At 39.5% G+C, this 13,390-nt stretch carries 16 protein-coding genes and 1 pseudogene; all 17 read right to left on the reverse strand.

Annotated features, from left to right (window positions below; all coding sequences use genetic code 11):
* Nucleotides 1-15: 15 nt before the first annotated feature.
* Complete coding sequence (locus ACFQ0V_RS03830) at nt 16-861, reverse strand: nucleotidyl transferase AbiEii/AbiGii toxin family protein (protein WP_449329113.1); 846 nt, start codon at nt 859-861, stop codon at nt 16-18.
* Nucleotides 858-1,451, reverse strand: a complete 594-nt coding sequence (locus tag ACFQ0V_RS03835; RefSeq protein WP_381009896.1) for a type IV toxin-antitoxin system AbiEi family antitoxin domain-containing protein — start codon at nt 1,449-1,451, stop codon at nt 858-860. Before ACFQ0V_RS03835 ends, ACFQ0V_RS03830 begins: the two co-directional genes overlap by 4 nt.
* Before the next feature lie 94 nt (nt 1,452-1,545).
* Nucleotides 1,546-3,144, reverse strand: coding sequence for a terminase large subunit (locus ACFQ0V_RS03840; RefSeq protein ID WP_381010003.1), 1,599 nt, complete (start codon nt 3,142-3,144; stop codon nt 1,546-1,548).
* Nucleotides 3,145-3,281: 137 nt separating this feature from the next.
* Nucleotides 3,282-3,917, reverse strand: a complete 636-nt coding sequence (locus ACFQ0V_RS03845; RefSeq protein WP_381009899.1) for a PBECR4 domain-containing protein — start codon at nt 3,915-3,917, stop codon at nt 3,282-3,284.
* A gap of 630 nt (nt 3,918-4,547) precedes the next feature.
* A complete protein-coding gene (locus ACFQ0V_RS03850; protein WP_381009902.1) occupies nt 4,548-5,012 on the reverse strand; it encodes a gamma-glutamylcyclotransferase family protein in 465 nt (154 codons plus the stop codon).
* 39 nt (nt 5,013-5,051) lie between these two features.
* Nucleotides 5,052-5,951, reverse strand: coding sequence for an amidoligase family protein (locus ACFQ0V_RS03855; protein ID WP_381009905.1), 900 nt, complete (start codon nt 5,949-5,951; stop codon nt 5,052-5,054).
* 99 nt (nt 5,952-6,050) lie between these two features.
* Nucleotides 6,051-6,275 carry a DUF4314 domain-containing protein gene (locus ACFQ0V_RS03860; protein ID WP_381009908.1) on the reverse strand — a complete coding sequence of 75 codons (225 nt, stop codon included), beginning with the start codon at nt 6,273-6,275 and terminating at the stop codon, nt 6,051-6,053.
* Nucleotides 6,276-6,353: 78 nt separating this feature from the next.
* Nucleotides 6,354-7,829: a DNA cytosine methyltransferase gene (locus ACFQ0V_RS03865; RefSeq protein ID WP_381009911.1), complete on the reverse strand. Its 1,476-nt coding sequence runs from the start codon at nt 7,827-7,829 to the stop codon at nt 6,354-6,356.
* Nucleotides 7,822-9,075, reverse strand: a complete 1,254-nt coding sequence (locus ACFQ0V_RS03870; RefSeq protein WP_381009913.1) for a site-specific DNA-methyltransferase — start codon at nt 9,073-9,075, stop codon at nt 7,822-7,824. The genes ACFQ0V_RS03865 and ACFQ0V_RS03870 overlap by 8 nt, the downstream gene beginning before the upstream one ends.
* A 12-nt stretch (nt 9,076-9,087) precedes the next feature.
* The gene (locus ACFQ0V_RS03875; RefSeq protein WP_381009916.1) at nt 9,088-9,228 is read right to left on the reverse strand and encodes a hypothetical protein; all 141 of its coding nucleotides are present in this window, start codon (nt 9,226-9,228) and stop codon (nt 9,088-9,090) included.
* Nucleotides 9,229-9,231: 3 nt separating this feature from the next.
* Nucleotides 9,232-9,810, reverse strand: a complete 579-nt coding sequence (locus tag ACFQ0V_RS03880) for a P27 family phage terminase small subunit (RefSeq protein ID WP_381009919.1) — start codon at nt 9,808-9,810, stop codon at nt 9,232-9,234.
* Between the two features lie 113 nt (nt 9,811-9,923).
* Nucleotides 9,924-10,277 carry an HNH endonuclease gene (locus ACFQ0V_RS03885; protein WP_381009922.1) on the reverse strand — a complete coding sequence of 118 codons (354 nt, stop codon included), beginning with the start codon at nt 10,275-10,277 and terminating at the stop codon, nt 9,924-9,926.
* A 431-nt stretch (nt 10,278-10,708) separates the two neighbouring features.
* Nucleotides 10,709-10,858, reverse strand: coding sequence for a hypothetical protein (locus ACFQ0V_RS03890; protein WP_381009924.1), 150 nt, complete (start codon nt 10,856-10,858; stop codon nt 10,709-10,711).
* Between the two features lie 239 nt (nt 10,859-11,097).
* Nucleotides 11,098-11,526 (reverse strand): DUF1492 domain-containing protein, encoded by a 429-nt coding sequence (locus tag ACFQ0V_RS03895; protein WP_381009927.1) that lies wholly within the window; start codon nt 11,524-11,526, stop codon nt 11,098-11,100.
* Nucleotides 11,523-12,880: pseudogene (locus ACFQ0V_RS03900) on the reverse strand (SNF2-related protein). Before ACFQ0V_RS03900 ends, ACFQ0V_RS03895 begins: the two are co-directional and overlap by 4 nt.
* The gene (locus tag ACFQ0V_RS03905) at nt 12,877-13,164 is read right to left on the reverse strand and encodes a VRR-NUC domain-containing protein (RefSeq protein WP_381009930.1); all 288 of its coding nucleotides are present in this window, start codon (nt 13,162-13,164) and stop codon (nt 12,877-12,879) included. The pseudogene ACFQ0V_RS03900 and the gene ACFQ0V_RS03905 overlap by 4 nt, the downstream one beginning before the upstream one ends.
* Nucleotides 13,158-13,358, reverse strand: coding sequence for a sterile alpha motif-like domain-containing protein (locus tag ACFQ0V_RS03910; protein WP_381009931.1), 201 nt, complete (start codon nt 13,356-13,358; stop codon nt 13,158-13,160). The genes ACFQ0V_RS03905 and ACFQ0V_RS03910 overlap by 7 nt, the downstream gene beginning before the upstream one ends.
* Nucleotides 13,359-13,390 lie beyond the last annotated feature (32 nt).

Genomic DNA, 13,390 nt, shown 5'->3' on the forward strand with positions numbered 1-13,390 from the left:
GAATGTTATTTAACTTTATAATAACTTCTCTATTAGATGCCATAGATATAACGTTGAATCTTTAATTTCATTCCATGATATTTCATCAGCATATACAAATTGTTTTTGGTAGCGTGTCCACATTTGTTTGGATTCACTGCTTTGAAAAACTTCGTCCAATGTTTGTGGACCGTCCTGTAACAAATGCGTGGAACCTCTTTTTTCTGAGGTAGCAAGAACTGCCGAGGATAATACGCTTGGATTAATTCGTTCTCCTTGGGTCTTTAACAAAATATGAATATCATAGAAGTCCCTCATTCTTGTATTGGCAAGACCTCTCGAAATAACCGTCTCCAACTTCTCCGCCAATACGGATTCAATATTGTAGGCTAGGATTTCAATTGTTCGGTCCTCAATTAATAAGTCAAAACTATAACTTACCTCCTTAGGTGTGATTTCATCACCCGTCGTTATATCGACTTTTAGCGGAATCGTCATTCTTTCAAGTTTTGATTGAATAGAAAGTCGGTAGCCGTTATATTCGTCCTCATCACGTATTGTTTCAATCTTTGTCAGCTTCATCTCAACACCATCATCGACTGGCGAGGACAATATTTTCTCAAACGCAGCCTTTAAGGCATCTTCTGTTACTGGAAATCCTTTAATAGTTGCATCCATATCCATTGTGGACCGCATATCAATACCAACCAATGCCGCTACCAACATACCACCTTTGAGAATAAATTTATCTTTTAACTCTGACACTGAGATTCTTTCTAAGAGACGTTCCAGCATGTAGTTACGCATCAGTAATTGAGAGTTAATATCTTTCTGTTTCGCTACATTTCTTATGAGGTCTTTCAATTGTCTGGCTGATTTCATAATAGGATTTCCAAATAGTTTCGTAAGATTCGATGTACTCTAAACTGCTCGGCATAGCGTAACAAAAGTGGGATGTTTTTATCTTTACTTCTCACATACCGTCTAATAGCTTCATTGATTAAATCAGCATCCAAATTATTTCGACTTCTAATGAGGTCGCAGATGGTTCTTTCTTTATCGTATAAAGTGATGTCACGACCAAATTCAGTTTTTCCAGTTGTCGTTCCAATCTGATGAAGTTCTTTTTTTATAAAGTAAACCTTGACACCTTCGTTTTTTAAATTCGTACTATTATAGCCTGTTGGGACAGTCCCTACCCACTGCAACGGGTCACGGTCCGTTAAGCCATGCAAATAAAGGGCGGTTTCGTGAGAATAAATCAACCGACTACTCCTAGCTTGAAGGCTATACAATTCGTCCTCAAATGCATCCCGTGATAAGTAGATTCCATGAGCCATACGCTCCAAAATGTTCTCTTTTACCAAGGAACCTAAATACGTACGTGGAATTCCTGCATCCGTTACATCTTTCGTTAAAATTAGACCATCCTTCTTTTCAATTAATGTTTCAAGCATTTCACGATAGTCCATCTAACTCACCCTCTTTACTTTCATGCTTCTATTATATGCAAAACAAGCATAAAAGTAAACCTAGAAGAACAAAGTAATCCTAACTTATACTTGATCATAATAAAAGAATCCCCCTATTATCATAAACAGAGCCGACCGTTCCACTTCTTCGTATTGCCCGATCAAGCGCCATTACTGTTGCGACCGCACCATCAATTTTCTCTGTTGATTTTTCTTTATCGGGTTTAATGTTTCCCGCAGGGTCGGTTCGGACATGAATGTTATCCATCATCCAACGTAAAACAGGATGACCACCATGGGCTAGTTTTTCTTCCAGAGTTAATTTCATTAATTCTTTTGATGATGGACTCATATCTTTAAAACCTTGTCCAAAGGGGACTACAGTGAAGCCTAATCCCTCAAGATTTTGTGTCATTTGAACAGCACCCCATCGGTCAAAGGCGATTTCTTTAATGTTGTACTTATGCCCTAATTCTTCGATAAACTTTTCAATATATGCATAATGAACAACGTTTCCTTCCGTTGTTTGAATATGACCTTGTTGCTGCCAAACATCATAGGGCACTCGGTCACGATTCACCCGTTGTGTAATATTTTCTTCTGGTATCCAAAAGTACGGTAAAACAACATACTTATCATCTTCATATTCAGGAGGAAACACCAAAACAAATGCAGTGATATCTGTTGTTGATGCCAGGTCTAATCCTGCATAACATTCTCGACCAATTAAACTGTCGGGATCAACTGGAAAAGCACACTTATCCCATTTCTCCATTGGCATCCAGCGAACGGATTGTTTCACCCACTGATTGAGCCGCAACTGTCTGAACAAATTTTCCTCAGCTGGATTTTGTTTGGCACTTTCACAAGCCTGTTCTACTTTTTCAATATCAACGGTAATACCGAGTGACGGATTAGCTTTCTCCCACACTTTGGGATCTGTCCAATCGTCACTTTCATCTGCACCATAAATAACGGGATAAAAAGTTGGATCTATTTTCCTACCTTCCAGCACATCTTTTGCTTTTTGATGCACTTCATAACAAATGGAATGTTGGTCATTTCCAGCTGTTGTAATTAAAAAGTACAGTGGTTGTTTCCGTGCATCCCCCGAACCATGTGTCATAACATCATATAACCTTCGATTCGGCTGTGCGTGAAGTTCATCAAACACAACACCATGAACGTTCAACCCGTGTTTCGTATAAGCTTCAGCTGAAAGGACTTGATAGAAACTGCCGAGTGGCTTATAAATTAATCTTTTTTGAGAAAGGACAGGCTTGATTCTTGCCTTTAATGCAGGGGACTGCTCGACCATATCCACGGCAACATCAAATACAATGGAGGCTTGTTGCCTATCAGATGCACATCCATAAATTTCGCCACCATGTTCAAAATCACCACAAGTTAAAAGAAGAGCAATCGCAGCCGCAAGTTCCGATTTTCCTTGTTTCTTTGCGATTTCAACATAAGCTGTGTTAAATTGCCGATAGCCATTCGGTTTCATGATGCCAAAAATATCTCGTATGATTTGCTCCTGCCAATCAATTAAATCAAAGTTCTTCCCAAACCATTCACCTTTTGTGTGTTTTAAACAGTTGATAAAATTCACTGCCATATCAGCAGATTCTTCGTTATATATCGAACCATCAGCTTTATAAATGGTCGGTTTATATTCCTCCAATTTTCGAATTTTCCTCACCTCCTAGCGATAATTTTGAACAGCAAAAAGGCCCAGAGAAGTATCTGAGCTTGGAATATTTATTAAATTATGCAACAATTACTTATTTAACAGATGGATTAATAAAATATGTTTTTTTTAAGAGTTACTTAGTTTTTTCTATGCCTTATCTTTTCATACTTTTCAATTTCAATAACTGTCTGACCATCAATGAATATAGGCTCTGATTCTATTAAAAAAGTTTTTGGTACGTACTTTCCACCTTCTTCATCTAAACCAACATGTATATACTGGTTATTAATAATTTTATACAGGAGTACATCACAATTTATATCACTGTTTTTTTTCTTTTCATTTTTATTTTTGTTGTAGTAGACCGCTAAAGGGGATTCTAATACTTTATGCAAATTGTAAAAATATCTTATCTTTTTGGTCATATCTTTATAAAATTCTTTTTTCTTAGGATAAATTGCTTTTATTGTTTGTTTAGTGATGTTCCCACTTTTTATGCCGTTATATCCATTAAATCCTCTAAACTGCTTTGCTTTCTCGTGATTTCTTCCATATTTAGCATTTGCAGCATAATGCAGTCCTATTAAATGTGGGAAGTTAGTGTGACTGCATTTTAAAACTATTTTCTCTTCATTTTTTGATGTGTATGTATAAATATAAGGTTCTATGTAAGAATCATAATATTCTAGTACAAGTTTAAGGGTTAATTGATCTGCAGTAGGGATACTGCTTAAATTCGCATAATCATCTTTACTACCAACCAAGCCAGCCATATGTTCTTTCTCCTATAAAAAATGACCCTGATAGTAATTACCAGAGTCATTTTTAAAAATTCTTTTAGAAGACGTATGCTACTATATGTGTGTCCGTAGCAGGATAGTTATTTCACTCTTATTATTTTTCAGCCCCTAGAGTAAAGGGGATATAACACTTAACGTCTATTGTGTTATATAGCATTTTTAAAATGCCACTTGCGTACATTATATGCTACAAATTAATTATAATACGTAAAAAAAGAAAAAACAAGGCAAAAGTTTTTTGAGATTATTCATACCCTTTAATTTAAGACTTTTAACACCTTATCAAATTACATACAGAAAAGCTGAGGATGTAATTGTAACCGCAGCTTTTAATCGATCTTTCTTGACAGAACTTCTCAGTTCTTTTTGTTGTCCACTTGTAGGGTAGGACCTCTCCGCTCTTAATTATATTATAGCAAGCGGATAAACAAAAATCCAGATGTTCAGAGAATGAAAAAAGTGAATAGCAATAACATCCCCCAATTTTAAGCTTGCTATACATTATATTCAACACATTCATAAAAGATTACATCATTTATGACGTTAAATTAGAATGTTCGAAATCTAAATCAGTTTTAATTCCATCAAGCTTCTGTGATCGAGTTACTTTTCGCTTTTTCCATCATTCTCCTCAAAAGAGTCAGCAACCGCATTTTTCAAATTAGCTACATCAAATCCCGCACTTTTGTATCCATCCAAAATGACACTGTAGTAATAATCACTTGGTTGATTCAGCGGTCGGCCTTCGTTCATAATGTACACCATAGTTTGTACCATTTTCCCGTCCAACTGTACATCGATTGTTTCTTTTCGATACAGGTGCGGCCAGCCTTCATACCGATCTAGCGCCTTTTCGTCAGTCGGCGTAATTTCCCACACAAGGGCTTGTACGCTTTCACCCTTGGATGGTTCGATGGTTGCGACTGCGCCTTCACGTGCGCCCCTAAAAACGAGCCTGTGCCCCAACAGACCAGTAGATCCTACAACCTTTGCATTTGGGCAACGATGCGCCATCTGTTCTAAGTTCAAATTTGAACCATATGCTAGATATAATTTGTTTTTACTCATAGTCGTCACTCTCCATTTGTTTTGTGGGCGGCTTAGGTCTTAGTTGACCTGAAACCGCCATGCTGATGATCCTGATAGTGGTTTCGTTAAATGCTCCCGGCAGTTTTTGAATTCTTCCCCTACAAAGCCAATTCTGTTAAGGTAAGTTCTCATGGCAAATTTCTCATTTTCAACTTGTGGCTTTATGGATGAAGCGCTCTTTTGTGTGAGTGCTTGGTTGTTCATCGCAAGGGCTAAAACAATGTAGCTTCTGATTTTGCCTGCGTGTAACACGCTGTTGAAGCCCCTCAATTCGACTGTATGGTTTCTAGTGAAAAAGCTGTGTAAGTTCAGGAAATGATAGCGGCTGTTATGGTAATGCCTGCTTCTGCTTTCACTGTAGCCTTCATACCAAATATCCTCAAGTTCTCGCATTGTTTTAGGCTTTTTCTTGTTCAGCTTTTCAACCAAAAGGCTGTCCATCTTTTTGCAATAATGCATCCGTTCCCGCCCAATTTCCAACGCTTTGTAAAAAAGGTCATTTCGGCTTGCGACAATGTTGATAAAGTTACGAATGCTTCTCGGTGTGTGTGGACTCCCGTCTAAGTGAATGTGTATCCCGCAAGTTGCGTTTGTGAAGGCTCCCGCTTTTCGCATCTTACGAATTAGTTCTTGCAACGTTTCAATGTCTTCTCGGTAGGTTAAAATCGGGCTGACTATTTCTACGCTGTATTTGCGATCGGCGTTTGTCCGTCTGCCTCCTCGGCTCACTTGTGTGCGAATGCTTCCGTCATAAACAAACTCCCAAATGCGTCCGTCTGGCGTTTTTACTTTCTTCTTGTCGTAATAAGTACCGCCCTCGATGTACTCGCCTGCTAGAAATTCCGCAGCGACTTTTGCAGCTTTTTCTCTTGTGATGCCTGTGAATTCAATTTCGATGCCAAATTTTGTGTCGAACATACTCCTCGCTCCTTATCAAAGTGTGTTTTTGTTACATACATACATCACTCTAAAAGGCTTTTATAGCAAGGTTTATATACACTTATTCGACTTACTCTTTCACTGTTCGATTTTTAGACACTTATCCACTCCATACACAATGCCAAGTGTACTTCCAGTGTCCCAAGAAACATGAATTGTGCCAATATCATCAATATGTCGAACCGTTCCTTTCACTCCAGGCTCTAATTTTGAATATGGATCGGCCATTTCGAGTAACTGAACCCTTTTTCCAGGTTGGTATTCCTTTCTTAGCCTTTGAAGCATCAGGGGTTGTACATCCATTTAACTAACCACCTTTCAATATAGGATTGTTCCATCTATCACTCTAAAAGGTGTTTATATCAAGTTATATGGAGGGTTTTACTGAATTTCTTTTTTCGCAATACCAGCTAACACAAAAAAGACGCACGGCAATGCGACTCCATTTCCCCACATTTTATATTCAGCAGTATCAGAATGTGGCTGCTTTAACCACTTTAAAATCTGCTTTCTTGTTTTGGGTCGTTTATTTTTACTAACGAGTTGTCGATGTGTTTCCCAAACTTGCTCCCAAAAGGCAACTTCCTCTTCACTTGGGTTTTCTTCTTGTAAATTGTCACACCAGTCATCAGGGAAACCTTGAAGTCTAGCACATTCTGTAGGTGTTATTCTTCGAACAAGTAGATGGTCATCATTCACGAGTGGTGGATCTTTATAATCGGTTGCAACTAATGTACTTGCGAGTTCTTCCTCAGCGGTTGTAAAGTGAGAATTTTTACTAGACGAATAAGTACATTGTTTTGTGCTTACAACGGCAATCCCACCTTGATTGCTGTCGGGAATATTTCCAGATGTATCAATTGTTCGTGAGATGTCACTTTCATAAACATTCGCCCGCACATTCCTTGTCCCTTCAGACGTAAAGCGAACATCATAGGTTTTATGTTGATTTAAAACAAATGGCTGATTGTTTCCACCTGTCCCATAAACAGAAAGTACAGTTTGCGCAGTTTCAACGGGACCTTTTACTCGTGCATCTCGTCCATGATTTTCAAATACGAGTGGCGGATGATTTGATTGTGCTCGTAATGTCCCAGTGAAACCATTTGTCACATCCATTCGACTTCCACCTTGGTCATTTAAGCAGAATTCGCTTGTTTCTCCAGTGCTTGCTTTAATATTGGCGGCAGTTCCTTTCCCCTTTTGGCAGCTCGCCTTAAGATTCCCTGACATGCCCTCTCGCTCAAATAATATTTCGGATGCACGTTGTCCAGTAAAATCTGCGACAAGAAAGATTCGTTTTCTACGCTGGGGTACTCCCCAATATTGCGCATCAAGCACTCGCCAGGCAATTGAGTAGTCGTCTGCCAATATCTCTCCTGCGTTTTCCCACTTTTCTGGTTTAGAGATAGTAACTTCCGCGTTCTTAATCTGACAGAATTCTTCGAGGACACTTCTGAAGTCTTCTCCTTTGTTGGAGGAGAAGGCACCACAGACGTTTTCCCAGACTGCATATTTTGGATTTTCGCCATTTGTTTTACACCTCATTTCTTTTATAATTCGAATCGCTTGATAGAACAGGGAGGACTGTTTCCCGTCTAACCCCGCACGTTTTCCTGCAATGGACAAATCCGTACAGGGTGAACCGAAAGTGATTATATCGACTGGTTCTATTTCAGCACCGTTAATTGAACTGATGTCCCCTAAATGTTTCATCTGGGGGATTCTTTTTGTCGTCACTCGTATTGGAAATGGTTCAACTTCAGATGCCCATTTTGGAGTGATTCCACACTGTAAACCTGCGAGTGGAAAACCACCTGAACCATCAAAAAGCGAACCTAAGGTCAGTTCACGCACTAGCACTCACCCCAAGTTCGCTATAAGAAATTTTTTGATTATCACGAATGACATACACATCTTCATCCGTTCCAACTTGCTCGATGTATCTTTTAACAATTACATCACAGTATTTCTCATCGAGTTCAACAGTGTAGCAAATCCGATCCGTTTGTTCAGCCGCTATTAACGTGGAACCTGATCCACCAAATGGGTCCAGTACGATACTGTTCGTTAGACTTGAATTTGTAATTGGATAAGCAATTAAAGGAACAGGTTTCATGGTTGGATGATCTGCACTTCGTTTCGGTTTATCAAATTCCCAAATAGTCGATTGTTTTCTATCAGAATACCAACGATGCCGTCCTTTCTTTTTCCAACCAAACAAGATAGGTTCATGTTTCCACTGGTAAGGTGAGCGACCAAGTACGATGGATTGTTTCTTCCATATACAAGTTCCCGACAAATAAAAACCAGCTTCTTCAAATGCTCTGCGGAAATTCAAACCTTCTGTATCCGCATGAAATACATAAATGCTGCCATCTTTCGCTAAAGCATCTTCTGTATTTGTAAAAGCATCTAAAAGAAACTGGTAAAACTGTTCATTTGCCATATTATCATTTTTTATTTTCCCCGCACTGCCCTCATAGTCAACATTGTAAGGTGGATCGGTGACCACTAAATTTGCCTTTTTATCTTCCATCAAAAGGTCGAAGGTTGCTTTTTTCGTACTATCCCCGCACACTAATCGGTGTCTTCCAAGAAGCCACACATCACCAAGAGCTGAAATGGAAGGTTTCTCCAATTCACCATCGACATCAAAGTCATCATCTTCCACACCTTCTGTATTATTCAGTAATTTATCCAGTTCATCTGCATCAAAACCAACCAAGTCTAGGTCGAATTCAAGCTCTTGTAAGTGTTCGAGTTCTACAGCTAACAAGGCTTCATCCCAACCTGCATCTTCAGCTAGACGATTATCTGCGATAATATACGCTTTCTTTTGTGCATCACTAAGATGGTCTACATAAACACACGGAACGGACTCCATCCCATTTGCCTTAGCAGCTAAAACCCTACCATGCCCTGCGATAATATTATGTTCTCGGTCTATTAAAATTGGATTGATGAAACCAAATTCTCTTAAACTAGATTGCAACTTTTTAAGTTGATGCTCGCTGTGTGTCCTAGAATTATTTGCATAAGGCACTAGTTTTTCAATCTCGATTTGTTGTAATTCTTCTGTATAACGATTCTTTTGATTCAATCTCTTTCACCTCTAACGCATTAATTTTCTAAGTCCTTTACTTGCACCTTGAACATCACCTGCCAAGGCTTGTCCACGAATTGTTTTATATTGTTGTTTGGTTAGCTTTTGTTTTTGATGATTTAAATCCTTTAAAAATACGTGTAGTGTCATTTGTTATCTCCTTTTCCGCCCCGATAGTAAGGCTTCCATCATGTCATCTTGTGGGTTGCCAATAAATTCTGTCGTACAGTTTTGCTTCACGATATCGAATATTTCATACCACAAAAGGTTTGCCTGTTTTAGAAATGACTGGCTCATCTGTACAAATGGACTTGAAATGGCACCGCCCGTCGTTGGGTGTTTTCCTAACAATCCATATGTACTGATTGCTTCTTCGCACTGAATATATCTTGTAAAAGCTTGGGCATAGGATTCGATTAGTCTTGGATTAACAAGCTGTTCGCATCCCCTTGCTTTTAGCCAGTTCCATGTTTCTATATATAAAAGGTCTGCCCCTAGCGGCTGTCCGTCTCTTTGTTGTGCGCTTAAGTAATCACTTGGGTGCGGCATTTCTTCTCCTGCAAAATATGAATCAACTTCTAGCTCACTACCTTCAAGCATTGATTCAGGTTGTATGTCTGGAATTTCTAGTATTTTAGCTGGTTGTCCTTTTGCGATTTTTTCATAGAGTGGGGAAGGTTTATCACCTGCACGAGCCCTTCTACCACCTCGGTAAGTTCCGTCCCTAGCCATTTTTTCACCTCAATTTCTCTCACGGGGGTTAATACCCTGTTTGAACCGGTCTTTTTTTGCGTGAGCCCACCCGTCCGTTGTACGTTTGTAAGGGTTTAGAGATAGATACCCCCCTACCCCCACCTATCTCCGTCACGTGCTGAGATAGAAGAGTGACAAGGTGTGCAAACAGACATCAAGTTACTTTCATCATGCGTTCCACCACGTGACAACGGAAGGATGTGGTGTACTTCCTGTGCAGTTGTCAGCTTTCCCTTTCGTTTGCATTCTTCACAAAGCGGATTGGCTTTGATGAAGCGGTCACGGATCTTTCGCCACGCCCGACCGTACCGTTTTCTTGTTGCAGGGTCACGTTGGTAACGTTCGTACCTTCTCGCTTCTTCTTTGGCATGTGCCACACAAAAACGTTTGTGAGTTAATTCTGGACAACCGGGTTGGGAACAAGGTCGCTTCGGTTTCCTTGGCATCACTTTCACCTCCAACACAAAAAAGCCAACGCAAGGATTCCCTCACGAAGGCTTTCGGATATTTTTCTATACTGATACTGTTTCATGCTCACATCAAAAAACGTTCACGGTTTTACTCACTTTTGAGTAAAACAATAATATTTATTAAAAATGCCCCAAGAGAATATAAAATCTCTTAGGGCAAATTCCATTTTTCGTTACTTTAACTATATCAAAGATCGCAACTCTCATTCCATAACATTTACTCTCATCTTTATGAAAATGCAATACGGCTGAACAATCTTCCCGTAAGTTTCATTTCATTCGAGAAACAATTCCTTGAAACGAGCATATTTTTCAGTTAGAATGGATATAGATAATAACAGAGAGAAGAGCGCTAACTCTTCCCTCTGCAGCCTCTACCGTCAAGGTGGGTGGTTGTCATTTAAAAGTTAATTTTTGTTTTGAGAACCACCCTTATGCTTGCGACGGCGCGGGGTGGCTTTCTTTTTGTCTAAAAAGGCTTTCTGAAATAAATGTGCGCTGACTGCTCGCGTCATTCCTTTCAGGGCTTCTTTTAAAAACTCAAGAAAAGTATCCATGTTAATCACCTCCTTTCCCGTGATGGAAAAGGAAAAGTGACAACCATTCACCCCAACAATTTCGGCTACCTACTATTCTATCAGATTTTATTTCAAACCAAAAGACTAATCATGCGACTAGTCCCTCCGTGTATTATTCTTCCCAACCACATAAAAAACACCCCGAAGGATACTAACTTCCCCCCAGGGTGTACTCTATTTTTCGCTATTTTAACTATATCAAAGCCTGCAACTCTCATTCAACAACATTTACTCTCATCTTTTTGTGGAATCGATATTTTACTCAACGCACGGCTGTGAAGACGATAGATGTGCTGAATGCTGTATTTCATTTCTACTGCAATTTGTTCCCAAGAACAATAATTCAAATACCGTTTTTCAAGAAGTGTTTGGAGTTCTTTATCATCCACCGCTTGAATCACTTGAATGATTTCTCTTTTCAAATCAACGAGGGTATCGATATCTTGGTTAATGCTTTGTTGTAGGTCGATAATTTTAACGACAATGTCTTCTAATGATGATGTGCTTACACTTTTGTGTTTAGGCATATCCGTTAAAGTTGATGTGGCTTTCGTTGCTAGTGCGTTTAAAGCATCCACTTGTTCTAGTTTGCTGTCAATTCGTTGATCCAAGTACAATGCTTGAGATAAATAGTATTTTGGTGTCAAGCCCTCACCCCCAAGTTTGCTTTCACTGCGTCAATTAGTGAGTTTTGTATTTTACTTTTCCGCTTCAATGCTTGAACAACCTGTTCATCGATTGTTCCCTCGGTGACGAGATGGTGAATGATAACTGTTTCCTTTTGCCCTTGCCGATAGAGCCTGGCATTTGTTTGTTCATAAAGTTCAAGCGACCATGTTAATGAAAACCAAACAAGTGTTGAACCACCTGTTTGTAAATTGAGACCATGTCCCGCTGATGCTGGATGGATAAGCGCAATTGGAATGTCACCTTCATTCCATGCCGTAAAATCACTTTTCGTTTTTAGCTCTCGCACTTTGAAACGCTTCTTTATCCGTTCAAGGTCATGTTTGAACCAATAAGCTATTAAAATGGGTTTTCCATTTGCGCCTTCAATCAAATCTTCTAACGCATCTAATTTTTTATCATGCACGGCAATCGTCTGTTTCGTTTCATCGTAAACAGCACCACTTGCCATTTGTAATAGTTTATTGGATAATGCTGCGGCGTTTATCGCATCCACCTCTTTATCTTGAATGCTGACAACGAGTTCTTTTTTTAATGTTTCATAGATTTGCTTTTCCTTTTCTGACAAGTATACATTCACATCGTTCATCACAAGCTTTGGCATCGTGAGATAATCTTCTGATTTCATCGATACGGTCATATCCGCTATTTTTTCATAAATTCCTTCTTCCGCATGAGGCAGAGGTTTATAGGAATAAACAATTGCTCCATTGCGTTTATCTGGTTTGAAATACGTTTCTCGGTAATGCCCAATGAAACGTCCGAGCCTTTCGCCCATATCAAGCACTCGAAAAGCCGCCCACAAGTCCATCAAACCATTGCTGCTTGGGGTCCCTGTTAGTCCAACTATTCGTTTTACTTTCGGTCGAACTTTTAAAAGGGACTTAAAACGTTTGGACTGATGGGATTTAAAACTAGAAAGCTCATCGATTACTACCATGTCATAGTCAAAGGGAAGTCCACTTTGATTGACGAGCCAATCGACATTTTCCCGATTGATAAAATAGAGGTCTGCTTGTTTTTGTAAAGCTTCTAGCCGCTCATCTTTACTACCGACCGCAACAGCGTATGTTAAGTTTTTTAGATGTTGCCATTTTTCAATCTCACTTGGCCATGTCACTTTTGCGACTCGAAGCGGTGCAATCACCAGCACCTTTCGTACTTCAAAGGCATCAAACAATAAATTCTGAAGGGCGGTTAGTGTGATTACTGTCTTACCTAACCTAAGCCCATATCAAGGAATATAGCGGCTGTATGCTTCTCTTCAATATAACGAATTGCATAACTTTGATATTCATGTGGTATGAACTTCACTCGGCATCACCTCCAATCGCTTGCAAGATGATTGCGATTTTCTTTTCATCATCCAACACAAACACAGGAAAGCCTAGGTCGCTTAATTGTTTCATGCGCTTTTGCTGTAACGGTCGTGGTATTTCCCCCGGACGCTTTACCTCAACAAACCCCATCTTGCCACGAGGTAAAAGTACCAAGCGGTCAGGCACACCCATGAGAGATGGGGAAGTGAATTTTATGCACAGACCGCCAAATGCTTTCGTTTCTTTCACAAGTTTTCTCTCTAACTCTTTTTCTAGCATGTATATGCCTCCCAAGCCTGCAAGAAAGCATCGATACACTGCCAACATGCGCCTTCCGCTTCAAGGTAATTTTGAATAGCTTCTTCTGTATCTGCATTTTCAGGAAAAGTAGCATCACATTTTATATCTCTTGCCAAGTCGCCTATTGGACTTTGATCTTTTAGATAGTTTTCCATCATAAATTGGACAAACATTTTTCTCGCCTCCATTAGTGGTGACACTCGAT

Origin of the sequence: Savagea faecisuis (assembly GCF_042675605.1) — a bacterium.
Taxonomy (GTDB): Bacteria; Bacillota; Bacilli; order Bacillales_A; family Planococcaceae; genus Savagea; species Savagea faecisuis.

Excerpts from the sequence above, each read along its gene's own strand:
- ACFQ0V_RS03855 (WP_381009905.1), bottom strand. The coding sequence starts at position 5,951 with ATGTTCGACACAAAATTTGGCATCGAAATTGAATTCACAGGCATCACA.
- ACFQ0V_RS03905 (WP_381009930.1), bottom strand. The coding sequence starts at position 13,164 with ATGCTAGAAAAAGAGTTAGAGAGAAAACTTGTGAAAGAAACGAAAGCA.
- ACFQ0V_RS03910 (WP_381009931.1), bottom strand. The coding sequence starts at position 13,358 with ATGTTTGTCCAATTTATGATGGAAAACTATCTAAAAGATCAAAGTCCA.
- ACFQ0V_RS03880 (WP_381009919.1), bottom strand. The coding sequence starts at position 9,810 with ATGGCTAGGGACGGAACTTACCGAGGTGGTAGAAGGGCTCGTGCAGGT.
- ACFQ0V_RS03850 (WP_381009902.1), bottom strand. The coding sequence starts at position 5,012 with ATGAGTAAAAACAAATTATATCTAGCATATGGTTCAAATTTGAACTTA.
- ACFQ0V_RS03860 (WP_381009908.1), bottom strand. The coding sequence starts at position 6,275 with ATGGATGTACAACCCCTGATGCTTCAAAGGCTAAGAAAGGAATACCAA.
- ACFQ0V_RS03875 (WP_381009916.1), bottom strand. The coding sequence starts at position 9,228 with ATGACACTACACGTATTTTTAAAGGATTTAAATCATCAAAAACAAAAG.
- ACFQ0V_RS03885 (WP_381009922.1), bottom strand. The coding sequence starts at position 10,277 with ATGCCAAGGAAACCGAAGCGACCTTGTTCCCAACCCGGTTGTCCAGAA.
- ACFQ0V_RS03830 (WP_449329113.1), bottom strand. The coding sequence starts at position 861 with ATGAAATCAGCCAGACAATTGAAAGACCTCATAAGAAATGTAGCGAAA.
- ACFQ0V_RS03835 (WP_381009896.1), bottom strand. The coding sequence starts at position 1,451 with ATGGACTATCGTGAAATGCTTGAAACATTAATTGAAAAGAAGGATGGT.
- ACFQ0V_RS03845 (WP_381009899.1), bottom strand. The coding sequence starts at position 3,917 with ATGGCTGGCTTGGTTGGTAGTAAAGATGATTATGCGAATTTAAGCAGT.
- ACFQ0V_RS03890 (WP_381009924.1), bottom strand. The coding sequence starts at position 10,858 with ATGGATACTTTTCTTGAGTTTTTAAAAGAAGCCCTGAAAGGAATGACG.